Annotated in this window: 9 protein-coding genes and 1 pseudogene; 9 read left to right on the top strand and 1 reads right to left on the bottom strand. The window is 55.5% G+C overall.

Features of this window, described 5'->3' with window-relative positions; all coding sequences use genetic code 11:
• The first annotated feature begins 144 nt into the window (after positions 1 to 144).
• From dnaK to ACSQ3H_RS03385, 9 genes are all read left to right on the top strand, one after another.
• The gene (gene dnaK, locus ACSQ3H_RS03425; protein WP_436115746.1) at positions 145 to 2,070 is read left to right on the top strand and encodes a molecular chaperone DnaK; all 1,926 of its coding nucleotides are present in this window, start codon (positions 145 to 147) and stop codon (positions 2,068 to 2,070) included.
• A 266-nt stretch (positions 2,071 to 2,336) separates the two neighbouring features.
• Positions 2,337 to 5,357: a GH92 family glycosyl hydrolase gene (locus tag ACSQ3H_RS03420; protein WP_436115745.1), complete on the top strand. Its 3,021-nt coding sequence runs from the start codon at positions 2,337 to 2,339 to the stop codon at positions 5,355 to 5,357.
• A 259-nt stretch (positions 5,358 to 5,616) separates the two neighbouring features.
• Positions 5,617 to 6,744 (top strand): molecular chaperone DnaJ, encoded by a 1,128-nt coding sequence (gene dnaJ, locus ACSQ3H_RS03415; RefSeq protein WP_436115744.1) that lies wholly within the window; start codon positions 5,617 to 5,619, stop codon positions 6,742 to 6,744.
• A gap of 87 nt (positions 6,745 to 6,831) precedes the next feature.
• Entirely contained in the window at positions 6,832 to 7,428 is a 597-nt protein-coding gene (pmtA, locus tag ACSQ3H_RS03410) for a phospholipid N-methyltransferase PmtA (RefSeq protein WP_436115743.1), read from the top strand.
• 48 nt (positions 7,429 to 7,476) lie between these two features.
• On the top strand, positions 7,477 to 8,061 hold the full coding sequence (locus ACSQ3H_RS03405) for an NADPH-dependent FMN reductase (RefSeq protein ID WP_436115742.1): 585 nt from the start codon (positions 7,477 to 7,479) through the stop codon (positions 8,059 to 8,061).
• A 60-nt stretch (positions 8,062 to 8,121) separates the two neighbouring features.
• Positions 8,122 to 8,820, top strand: a complete 699-nt coding sequence (pyrF, locus tag ACSQ3H_RS03400; RefSeq protein WP_436115741.1) for an orotidine-5'-phosphate decarboxylase — start codon at positions 8,122 to 8,124, stop codon at positions 8,818 to 8,820.
• Positions 8,821 to 8,959: 139 nt separating this feature from the next.
• On the top strand, positions 8,960 to 9,247 hold the full coding sequence (locus tag ACSQ3H_RS03395; RefSeq protein WP_436115740.1) for a DUF1330 domain-containing protein: 288 nt from the start codon (positions 8,960 to 8,962) through the stop codon (positions 9,245 to 9,247).
• A 193-nt stretch (positions 9,248 to 9,440) separates the two neighbouring features.
• Positions 9,441 to 10,712: a polyhydroxyalkanoate depolymerase gene (locus ACSQ3H_RS03390; RefSeq protein ID WP_436115739.1), complete on the top strand. Its 1,272-nt coding sequence runs from the start codon at positions 9,441 to 9,443 to the stop codon at positions 10,710 to 10,712.
• 340 nt (positions 10,713 to 11,052) lie between these two features.
• The gene (locus tag ACSQ3H_RS03385) at positions 11,053 to 11,667 is read left to right on the top strand and encodes a transglutaminase-like cysteine peptidase (RefSeq protein WP_436115738.1); all 615 of its coding nucleotides are present in this window, start codon (positions 11,053 to 11,055) and stop codon (positions 11,665 to 11,667) included.
• Between the two features lie 93 nt (positions 11,668 to 11,760).
• Here the strand turns inward: ACSQ3H_RS03385 and ACSQ3H_RS03380 are convergent.
• Positions 11,761 to 12,663: pseudogene (locus tag ACSQ3H_RS03380) on the bottom strand (YifB family Mg chelatase-like AAA ATPase); the annotation flags it as partial.
• Positions 12,664 to 12,681: the final 18 nt, after the last annotated feature.

The following is a 12,681-nucleotide window of genomic DNA, read 5'->3' as shown; positions in this document are numbered from 1 at the left end:
GCATGGCAATTTGACCCTTCTTATATAGCCACCAACACTGTAAGAACTGCCCGCGCTGCAGTCCTGATTTTGTTAACCCCCTAGGGGCTGCCCGTATGGAATGCTCGGCAGAGGTCCCGGCAGCCTGCTGAATGGAGAAGAGTAATGGCTAAAGTTATCGGTATTGATCTAGGTACGACCAATTCCTGCGTCGCTGTCATGGATGGCAAAAACGCAAAGGTTATTGAAAATGCAGAAGGTGCACGGACAACACCTTCGATCATCGCTTTTACGGATAGCGACGAGCGCCTCGCTGGCCAGCCGGCCAAGCGTCAGGCTGTCACCAATCCGGAAGGGACCGTTTTTGCGGTCAAGCGCCTTATCGGCCGGCGTTTTGAAGACCCGACTGTCGAGAAGGACAAGAAGCTTGTTCCCTACCACATTGTCAAAGGCGACAATGGCGACGCATGGGTAGAAGTTCACAACAAGAAGTATTCGCCTTCGCAGATTTCAGCGATGATCCTGCAGAAGATGAAGGAAACGGCTGAAGCCTATCTCGGCGAAAAGGTCGACAAGGCTGTCATCACCGTTCCGGCATATTTCAACGACGCCCAGCGTCAGGCAACCAAGGATGCCGGCAAGATCGCTGGCCTTGAAGTCCTCCGCATCATCAACGAGCCGACTGCGGCTGCCCTTGCCTATGGCCTCGACAAGAAGGAAGGCAAGACCATTGCCGTCTACGATCTTGGCGGTGGTACGTTCGACGTCTCGATCCTCGAGATCGGCGACGGCGTATTTGAAGTGAAGTCAACCAATGGCGATACGTTCCTTGGCGGTGAGGACTTCGACATGCGTCTGGTTGAATATTTCGCAGCCGAGTTCAAGAAGGAACAGGGCATCGACCTGAAGAACGACAAGCTTGCTCTGCAGCGCCTCAAGGAAGCTGCGGAAAAGGCCAAGATCGAACTTTCTTCCGCGCAGCAGACGGAAATCAACCTGCCCTTTATCACTGCCGATGCTACCGGTCCGAAGCACCTGACGATGAAGCTGTCGCGCGCCAAGTTCGAAAGCCTGGTCGATGATCTGGTTCAGCGCACTGTCGAGCCTTGCAAGTCGGCGCTCAAGGATGCCGGCCTCAAGGCTGGCGAAATCGATGAAGTGGTTCTCGTCGGCGGCATGACCCGCATGCCGAAGATCCAGGAAATCGTCAAAGCCTTCTTCGGCAAAGAGCCCCACAAAGGTGTGAACCCGGACGAAGTCGTCGCCATGGGTGCCGCCATTCAGGCCGGCGTTCTGCAGGGCGACGTCAAGGACGTTCTCCTGCTCGACGTTACCCCGCTGTCGCTCGGTATCGAAACATTGGGCGGCGTCTTCACCCGTCTGATCGAGCGCAACACGACGATCCCTACCAAGAAGTCGCAGACTTTCTCCACGGCCGAGGACAGCCAGTCCGCCGTGACGATCCGCGTCTTCCAGGGCGAGCGTGAAATGGCTGCCGACAACAAGTCGCTTGGCCAGTTCGATCTCGTCGGCATTCCACCGGCACCGCGCGGCGTTCCGCAGATCGAGGTGACGTTCGACATTGATGCCAACGGTATCGTCAACGTCTCGGCCAAGGACAAGGGCACGGGCAAGGAACATCAGATCCGTATCCAGGCATCCGGTGGTCTTTCCGATGCCGACATCGAGAAGATGGTCAAGGACGCCGAAGCCAATGCCGAGAGCGACAAGAAGCGCCGCGAGGCCGTCGAGTCGAAGAACCAGGCTGAAGCTCTGATCCATTCGACCGAGAAGTCGCTGAAGGAATATGGCGACAAGGTCTCGGCCGAAGACAAGCAGGCCATCGAAACCGCCCTTGCCGAATTGAAGACGGCAGCGGAAGGCGACGACTCCGAAGCCATCAAGGCGAAGACCCAGACACTGGCCGAAGTTTCGATGAAGCTTGGCCAGGCCATGTACGAAGCCTCGCAGGCTGCTGAAGCTGCTGCTGCCGAAGGCGGCCAAGCCGACGCAACTGCCAAGGCGGATGACGATGTCGTCGATGCCGATTTCGAAGAAATCGACGAAGACGGCAAGAAGAAGTCTGCTTAATCAGCGATTGAGTTCCAACGAAAAGCCCGGCCATCGCGCCGGGCTTTTTGTTTTCCAAGTGTTGTAACGCCAAGGCCAGCACAACCAAATTCGCTTAGACTTTAGGTGAATTGACACGGATCGCGGTCAGAAATACTCCAAAACCCATATTTTATCGTCTTAAATCGCCTTGGGAGGAGGCTGATTTTTCCGCGGCGACCATAACCCCCGCGCGCCCATTTTCATCAAACCATATTTTATCGATTGAGACTTCCTCGGGAGGAATTATGACTTTCAAGAAAACCCTTTTCATGGGGCTGCTCGGCTGCACCATCCTCGCCGGCTGCAACGGCTCGAATTCGGTAGTGAGTGAACCACAGGTTGGCGGTGGAACCGAAACCGCAACATTCGATATCGCAAATGATACTAACGGAACCACCGATCCGGTCACGGATCGGACCGGAATAGATCCAAACGTCACGACGACCGAGACTACGGGCGATCAAGGAAAAGGCGAAACCGGCGACGGGATCGACCCTCTCCCTCTCGTTCAGCCGGACACTTTCGTGCCGCAGGAACTCGCGCAATTCGTCAACACCACGCGTGGTTCAATTTCCGAGTCTGCTTCCGACTGCATCTCGCGCGGTAACACCTTTCCCGCCACTGCCATGCCCTTCGGCTTCAATATGTGGTCCCCTGTGAACACGGGCGATAGCAACACGTTTTATAGCCCAACCTCGAATAAAATGCGGGCATTTGCTGTGACCCATGAAGCCAGCAAATGGAATGGAAACCACCAGGCATTGAAATTCATGCCTGTCAGGGATGAGACTGTCAGTATTCCATGGGATAGCGGCGAAACATTTCAGCGGAAGAACGAAATTGCCAAGGCACATTATTACAGCGTGACCTTCGACAATGAAATGAAAACCGAGATGACACCGACGGATCACGCCGCCTATGTCCGGTTTACAGCACCCGACACAATGGCAAAGACCACGATTGCCTTTGATACATTCGAAGGCAATGGATCGCTGAAAGTCGACCAGGCTTTGGGCACTGCTTCTGGATTCACCAGACACGGTGCCGACGCATACACCCCAAGAATGTATTTCTTCGTCAAGTTCGACAGCAAGATAAAGACGTACAAAGAGGATATCTCGCCAGGCGACGTCAGGTCATGGATGCAGTTCGATACGCCCGCAGGCGCCAAGGTTGTCGGCATGAAAATCGCCACCTCCTTCATCAGCGAGAAACAGGCCGAAGACAATCTGAACCAGGAAATCGCCGACAAAAGCTTCGAGGACATCCTGGCATTGGCACAGGCCGCCTGGAATCAAAAACTCAACTCGATTCAGGTGGAAGGGGCAAGTGACGACCAGAAAACCATTCTGTACTCCAATATGTACAGAAGCTTTCTCTATCCCAATTCTGCCTGGGAAAATGTCAAGGACGCCAATGGCAAATTTGTGCCGACCTATGTCAGCCCCTATATTGCTCAATCTCCGGAAGGCGAGATAACAAACAAGCTGAAAAAAGGGAAAATATGGGTCAATAACGGGTTCTGGGATACGTACCGGACTACGTGGCCACTCTATGCCTTACTTATACCCAATGAAGCAGGAGAGATGATCGACGGGTTTGTTAATGGCTTCAAGGATGGCGGCTGGACCACGCGATGGTCAAATCCCGGCTATAGGGATTCGATGGTAGGAACCAGTTCCGATATAATTTTTGCTGACGCTTATTTGAAAGGCGTGCGTAATTTCGATGTCGAGGCCGCCTATGCTTCCATGCTCAGAAACGCCATGAGCTACAGCAGCCAAGATGACAGAGGCCGCAAGGGCATGGAGAGGTCTGTTTTCTATGGCTACAAACCCACCGGAATTGGCGGAGGTGAGTCAGTAGCATGGTCACTGGAAGGCTACCTGAACGATTTCGGCCTGTCGCAGATGGCGGAAGCCCTGAATAGAGATGGCAAAACCACTTTTAATTACAGTGACGAGCACGCCTATTTTGCCAATCGCGCCATCAGCTACACCAATCTTTTCGATGCCACGTCGACAGGCACATGGGCGGGCGGCTGGTTTCGCGGGAAAAGTCAGCAGGAGGAATGGGACGATGCAACAGGCTGGAACGCCGCCGGACCTGATGTTTGGGGATGTAACTACACGGAAGGCAATGCCTGGTCTTACACTTTCCTCGCGCCGCAGGATGGCCGGGGCCTTGCCAACCTTTATGGCGGGCGGGCCAAACTGAAAGCCAAGCTGGATGCGTTTTTTACGGCAGCGCCTTCCAGTAGCGGTGGATGTTATGGTTATGACCTCCATGAAGCCAAGGAAGCGCGAAAAGTAGCGCAACTGGCCAATGTCGGCCAATACCAGCACTCGAACCAGACAGTGCACCACTCCATCTACATGTACAATTACGCTGGTGCTCCAGCCACCGGGCAGAAATACTTGCGCGACGTCATGGACAAGCTGTATTTCTCCGGCTTCGACGCGGCAGGCAATTCGACCGGCGAGGGCTATATCGGCGATGAGGACAATGGCGAACAATCGGCTTGGTATTTATTCAGCGCCATGGGCTTTTATCCCGTCAGCATGGGCCGCCCGGAATATGCCATCGGCGCGCCCTACTTCCCGAAAATGACCGTGACATTGAACACCGTCAACAATCTAAAAAAGAAGATCGTCATCACCGCACCCAATGTCAGCGCTTCCAACCGCTATGTGCAAAGCCTGAAGGTGAACGGCAAGCCAGTCACCAAAAATTTCCTTGAGCATAAGGATATCGCCAATGGCGCGACCCTTGAATTCGTCATGGGACCGAACCCGTCGCAATGGGGAACCGGCGATACCGACGTGCCGACCTCGATAACACAAGGCAGCGCCAAGCCGTCGCCCTTGCAGTCATTGTTGCCTGCGAGGGCCTATGACGTGACTGCAAGCACCGCCGACAAGTCGGCAAACGTCTTCGATCGCGATTCCGGTACGGAATGGGCAAGCGCCTCCGGCTCGGCCTGGATCGAGGCTTCGCTGCAGACTTCGAAAAAAGGCAGCGTGGTCAAGCTCTATACGATTTCGTCAGCAGCGACCGCCGGGCAGGATCCGGCAAGCTGGACGCTCAAGGCCTCCAACGACGACGGCAAGACCTGGAAGACACTCGATCAACGCAAGGAGCAAACTTTTCAGTGGCGTCAGCAGACGTCCGTTCGCGCTGAAAAACACCGAGGTCTATTCAAAGTACAAATTGGAATTCGGCGGGACCAGCGCTGTGGCCCTTTCGGAGTTCGAATTGCTGGCTGAGCCGCAAACGCCCTGAATACTGCGTTGCGGTAAAAGTGCGCCCCTGCTATTGGCCGGGGTGCGCTTCATCATTTGCTCTTTCCCGCGCCAGCAAAATCGTGGAATGCTTGCCACACAAACGCAATAATGCGCAAATATGTGCCGTTTCGCGCGAATCAATATAAGTTGGCTATGGCATTCATGGCGATGAACACCTAAATACCGCCTTTAAACGCGCTTCTGAAGAAGCGTTTGCGATTTTCTGGGAACGAGTGTCTGGATGAAGGCTGACTATTACGAAACCCTCGGCGTAGCGAAAAGCGCTGATGAGAAAGAGCTGAAGAGCGCTTTCCGTAAACTGGCAATGCAATTCCACCCTGACAAGAATCCGGGCGATGCCGATGCCGAGCATCGCTTCAAGGAAATCGGCGAAGCCTACGAAACGCTGAAAGACCCGCAGAAGCGCGCTGCCTACGACCGCTTCGGTCATGCTGCCTTCGAGAACGGCGGTATGAATGGCGGTGGCGGATTTGGCGGTGCCGGCGGGTTCGCAGATATTTTCGAAGACATTTTCGGCGAGATGATGGGCGGCGGACGTCAGCGCCGCTCCGGCGGGCGCGAACGTGGCGCCGACCTGCGCTACAATATGGAAATCACGCTGGAAGAAGCCTATGCCGGCAAGACGGCGCAGATCAGGGTCCCAACCTCGATCACCTGCGACGAATGTTCGGGCAGCGGCGCTAAACCAGGCACACAGCCGGTCACCTGTGGCATGTGCAGCGGTTCCGGCCGTGTTCGGGCAGCTCAGGGCTTTTTCTCGATCGAGCGCACCTGCCCGACCTGCCATGGCCGTGGCCAGATCATCAAGGATCCTTGCCCTAAATGCAGTGGCCAGGGACGAATCACCGAAGAGCGCGCTCTTTCGGTCAATATTCCGGCAGGCATCGAAGATGGCACGCGCATCCGTCTGACAGGCGAGGGCGAAGCGGGCCTGCGTGGTGGCCCCGCCGGCGATCTTTATATTTTCCTGTCGCTGAAGCCGCATGAGTTTTTCCAGCGCGATGGTGCCGACCTTTATTGCAAGGTGCCGATTTCGATGACGACTGCGGCGCTGGGTGGCCAGTTCGAAGTGGCAACGCTCGATGGTACGCAGACGCGCGTCAAAATTCCGGACGGTACACAGAATGCCAAGCAGTTCCGCCTGAAGGGCAAGGGCATGCCGGTTCTGCGCCAGCCGGCGATGGGTGACCTCTATATCCAGATCGCAATCGAGACGCCGCAAAACCTCAACAAACGCCAGCGCGAGTTGCTGGAAGAGTTTGACCGGATCTCGTCGCAGGACAACAGCCCGCAATCCTCGGGCTTCTTTGCGCGGATGAAGGACTTCTTCGAGGGCCTAAGCGAATAATTTTATTGACACTTTCGCTCCCGTCGGTCTTGCTTCCGCCATGTGTTGCGTCATAAACTTGTCTAACTGCGACGGAGGATAAGCGGGATGTCACGACCCTTGGGCAAAAAGCTGGCTGAAAAGTTCGGCGAGGAAATCCGGTTCTTCAAGGGATGGATGCATGGCCCCAAGGCTGTCGGCTCGATCCTGCCGACAAGTTCCATCACCGCCCGCCGCATGGCCAGTGTCGTCAACCCGCATTCCGGTCTTCCCGTGCTCGAGCTTGGGCCAGGCACCGGTGTTATCACCCGCGCGATTCTCGATCGCGGCGTAACCCCTTCCAAACTTTACAGCGTCGAATACTCGTCCGATTTCGCCGAACATCTGCGCGAGGATTTTCCCGGCGTGAATATTATCGAGGGCGATGCCTTCAATCTCGACGTGACGCTTGGTGACAAGCGCGAGCAGAAGTTCGATTCGGTCGTCTCAGCCGTTCCCCTGTTGAATTTCCCTGTTGGCGACCGTGTGAAAATCATTGAGGATCTGCTGCGCCGCATCCCGCGTGGCCGTCCGATCGTGCAGATCACCTATGGGCCGATGTCGCCGGTTCCGGCCGGGCGTGGCAATTACAAGATCGAGCATCTTGATTTCATCATCCGCAATGTGCCGCCGGCGCGTTTGTGGGTCTACCGCCGGGTCGACTGACCTTCTATAGTCTCCTGAATAGTCTGGTAACTTCGCATAGGGGGCTCAATGCTGCCGAAAATTCTCGTTTTTGCGGGCTCGAATCGTACGGGTGCTTATAGTGGCCAGGTGGCGAATGTCGCGGTCAGGACATTGGTCGAGCTTGGAGCCGATGTCACACGGATCGCGCTGATCGATTATCCGCTGCCGATCATGGATCAGGATCTGGAGAACGAAAAAGGCGTTCCGGAAAATGCCATGAAGCTTGGCCGCTTGTTTGCCGCGCATGACGGCATCCTGATCGCGTCGCCTGAATATAACTCCTCGATCCCGCCACTCCTGAAAAATACCATCGATTGGGTCAGCCGTATCTCGAAGGATGGCGACAGGCCGTGCAAACCCTATGCCGGAAAGGTTATAGCGCTGTGCTCCTCTTCGGAAGGAAATTTCGGCGGCGCTCGCGGTCTCTATCATTTGCGTTCAGTGCTGATGAATGTCGGGACTCAGATCATCACCGAGCAATGCTCGGTTATCCACGCCCATCAGGCTTTTGCCGAGGACGGCTCGTTCAAAGACGAGCGGACATCCAAATCGATGCAGCGCGCGTGCCAATCTTTGATCGACCACACGAGATTCGCCATTTCCCGCCGATAGGATATTTCCAATTGCGCGTATGTGTGCGATTGAGATTCGATCAAAAAAGGATGGTTTGTCATGACGGATGCGGCTTTGCGCGAGCGCCTGATCGTCGGCCTTGATGTGCCCACATTGCAGGCCGCCGAACAGGTTGTCAGCGAACTCGGTGATACCGTGTCGTTCTACAAGATCGGCTATCAGCTAGCTTTCGCTGGCGGTTTGGGTTTCGCCACTGAGCTTGCAAGCTCAGGCAAAAAAGTCTTCCTCGATATGAAACTCCTCGATATCGACAACACCGTCGCGAAGGGCGTCGAAAATATCGTCAAGATGGGTGTTTCCATGCTGACCTTGCATGCCTATCCAAAGGCTATGAAGGCCGCGGTCGAAGCTGCCCGCGGGTCGGACCTCTGCCTTCTCGGGGTTACGGTCCTGACCTCCATGGACGAGCAGGACTTGATTGACGCCGGCTATGAGCACGACCCGCATACGCTGGTCCTCATTCGCGCCGAGCAAGCGCTTCAAGCCGGAATGGGCGGGATCGTCTGTGCCGCGACCGAAGCCGCCGTCGTCCGCAAGATCGTCGGGCCGGAGCTGGCCGTTGTCACGCCCGGCATCCGTCCCACGGGCTCCGATGCCGGCGATCAGAAACGGGTGATGACCCCAGCCGATGCGTTGCGTTCCGGGGCAAGCCATCTGGTGGTCGCGCGACCGATTGTCGGTGTGCCAGACCGGAAGGCCGCGGCCGAGGCGATCCTTGCGGAAATGTCAAACGCCTGAAGCGGCATAAGAGGCAAGAACTGCGCAACTTTCGGCAAAACCTACGCAAGAATCATTGAATCTCGCACAACAATCGGCTGAAATGGTGCAAGATTTTCAACCCTGTCGAGTAATTTGGTTGTGAAAGGTAGAATATAGGATGGCCAAGGGATATTGGATCGCGCGCGTCGATGTCAGGGATGCGGAACGCTACAAGGACTATATTTCGACCGCCAAGCCCGCCTTTGAGAAGTATGGCGCCAACTTTCTGGCTCGTGGCGGCACGTACCATGTGCTTGAAGGTCAGGCACGGGGCCGTAACGTCGTCATCGAATTCCCATCGGTCCAGGCAGCGCTCGATTGCTATAATTCCCCGGAATATCAAGCCGCTAAGGCCATCCGCATTACCGTCGCCGACGCGGAGATGCTTGTTGTCGAAGGCGCCTAGAACATTTAGGCGGCTACAAAGATCCACTTACTTTCCAGCGCGCGAAGTTGTGAACATTTTTACCGCGCCTTATCACTTTGTTGCATTGCAATATCGGTGAAACCAGCTACGGTCACTGACCAGTCAAGAACATTTTCATATGTAAGGGACATGTTCCTGGCATTGCCGTTGTGTTGATCGATCGGACAGTGGAATGTTTTACCAGCTTTATGAACTCAATCATGCTGCGCTCCAGCCTTACCGGGCCTTCGCCGATGCAACGAGGTTGTTCTATGATAACCCATTGAATCCATTGTCTCAAACGGTGGTCGGACGTTCGGTTGCCGCCATGTGTGAACTGTTCGAGCGCACGACACGATGCTACGGCAAGCCCGCCTTCGACTTGCCGACCACGATCGTTGACGGTGTCGAAACAGATATAAAAGAAAAGATCGTCTGGTCGAAACCGTTCTGTAACGTCATCCATTTCAAGCGCGCCTTGGCTGCCAAACGTCCTGCCGATCCGAAGATTCTCGTAGTGGCACCGATGTCCGGTCACTATGCGACACTGCTTCGCGGTACGGTCGAAGCGCTGCTGCCGCATGCGGAAGTCTATATCACCGACTGGGTCGATGCCCGTAGCGTTCCGCTCAGCCATGGTAATTTCGACCTCGACGACTATATCGACTATGTCATTGAAATGCTTCACGCATTGGGCGAAGACACGCATGTTGTGGCTGTCTGCCAGCCCTCCGTTCCGGTGCTCGCCGCCGTTTCGATCATGGAAACCAATGGCGATCCCTTCGCTCCCTCCAGCATGACATTGATGGGCGGACCGATCGATACGCGCAAAAATCCGACCGCTGTAAACAAGCTTGCGGAAGAAAAGGGCATTAACTGGTTCCGCGACAATGTCATCATGTCGGTTCCGTGGCCGCATGGCGGTTTCATGCGCGATGTCTATCCGGGGTTCCTGCAGCTATCGGGCTTTATGAGCATGAATCTCGACCGCCACATTACCGCCCATAAGGAATTCTTCATGCATCTGGTGGAGGAAGACGGGGATTCTGCCGACAAACATCGCGAGTTCTACGATGAATACCTCGCGGTTATGGATTTGACCGCGGAATTCTATTTACAGACAGTGGATACGGTGTTTGTTCGCCAGGCCCTGCCGAAGGGCGAAATGACCCACCGCGGTCTTCCGGTCGATCCCTCTGCCATTCGCAATGTCGCGCTTCTGACAGTCGAAGGCGAGAACGACGATATCTCCGGCGTTGGCCAGACGAAGGCGGCACAGACACTCTGCGTCAATATTCCGGACGAGATGCGCATGCATTACCTGCAACCGAAGGTAGGTCATTATGGCGTATTCAATGGCTCGCGGTTTCGTGCAGAGATTGCGCCTCGTATCGTCCAGTTCGTTAATGATCACGCACAAATGAACCGCAGGACCAATGTGACGCCGATCAGTAAGCGCGCTTGAGATATAATCCGTCGGATGTACTGGCGAAACACCTAGCCTCGCAAAAGTGATTGGGACCGGTTACGATCGGCGCGCCGCTCATTGAACAAGAAACCGTTTGTAATCAATATATTATCCTATCCTGCCCAGCAGCGAGACCCTTGTCGCCGCCCGAATTTCCGATAGCCGGCGCAGTTTCTCATGTGCCGCTGAAGCCCTCATGAATATTGGGGGAATGCGAAATTTCAAATTTTAACCATATATTAACAATGGCTGGATCGTGGCGCCATTGTGATTGACTCATGTCCCCTCCCGCCATTAACGTTTTGTTAACGATAGCGGATCGGGTCTGGAGTACAGCATGTTCGGGGTAGCAGGGGTTGTAAAGTCCATGGGGGTCGCCGTGGCGCTCTTCGTGGGTACGCTTGGCGTAAATACCGCTTTCGCCTCCGAAGCATTCATGACCACAGGCGGCCTGACATCACAGCCGATCGGTCACTATGAATTCTGCAAGAGAATGCCTGACGAGTGTTCCATCCGTAGCCGCAATGTCATGCCGGAAAAGATGAATCACGATTTCTGGCAGTTGATCGTTAACGTCAACAGCAATGACAACCAGAAGATCAAGCCGCTGACCGACATGGAAATCTATGGCGTCGAAGAATATTGGGCCTATCCCGACACGGTTGGCGATTGCGAGGATTATGTGCTCTTGAAGCGCCGCGACCTGATGCAGGCGGGCATTTCTCCAGCCAATCTGCTGATTACCGTGGTGCGCAAGCCGGACGGCGAGGGTCACGCCGTGCTGACCGTCCGCACCGACAAGGGCGACTTCATCCTTGATAACCTCGTCGACGGTGTAAAGAACTGGTCCGAGACCCCATATACCTACCTCAAACGCCAGGCTACCAACAATACGGGTCGCTGGGTCAGCATTGAGGCACCCACGAATATCCTGGTTGGCTCGGTTCAGTAATCGGATCCGGTTCGACCTCAATCAACTCGAAAATGCCGGATCGAAAGGTCCGGCACTTTTTTGTGACCCGGTGAAGCCTTCATGGCACTGGCGTTACGCAGCCGCGTTGATCGAATCCGCCGCCATTCGATACGATATAGCTTCGGCAAGATGAATGCGCCCAACGACTTCCTGTCCATCGAGATCGGCAAGTGTCCGCGCAACCTTCAGCACGCGGTGATAGGCACGGGCGGAGAAGCGCATTTGCTCGCTCGCCTGCTGTAGCAAGGAAACACCGGGACCATCCGGTTGTGCCACCTTTTCGATCAGAGCAACTGAGCACTGCGCATTGGTTGTGATCGATGGAAAACCCAACTGTTCGTAGCGCCTTTTTTGGATCGTCCGCGCCCGCGCGACCCGTTCAGCGACGGATGCACTGCTTTCCGAGGAGCGTGGCCGGATGAGATCGGTAGCGCTGACGGAGGGCACGTCGATCCTGATGTCGATACGGTCCAGCAACGGTCCGGAGATCCGTGCCTGATAGTCTTGCCGGCATCGCGGTCCTCGAGCACATTGATGACCGGGTTCCCCCGCCATTCCGCAGCGGCACGGGTTCATGGCTGCCACGAGCTGGATTTGAGCCGGGTAAGAGATACGGTGATTGGCACGCGCAATCATGCATTCGCCAGTTTCCAGCGGCTGGCGCAGGGAATCCAGCACTTGCGGCGTGAACTCGGGGAACTCATCGAGAAACAGCACGCCGCGATGGGCCAGGGAGACCTCGCCCGGCTTTGCGCGAATGCCGCCTCCGACCATTGCGGCCATGGAAGCCGAATGATGCGGCGCGCGGAACGGCCGTCTGTCCGTCAACTTGCCGCCCATGAGTTCGCCGGCTATCGAGGCGATCATCGACACATCAAGCAGCTCGCGCGGCAATAGCGGCGGCAGGATTGAGGGCAGCCGCTGCGCCAGCATGGATTTGCCGGACCCTGGAGGCCCCATCATCAAGAGGTTGTGCTACATTAATGACGCGAA

Source organism: Phyllobacterium sp. LjRoot231, assembly GCF_964253365.1.
Classification (GTDB): domain Bacteria; phylum Pseudomonadota; class Alphaproteobacteria; order Rhizobiales; family Rhizobiaceae; genus Phyllobacterium.
Note: the sequence above shows the minus strand (reverse complement) of the source record. Positions and strands in the feature narration are given on the sequence as shown.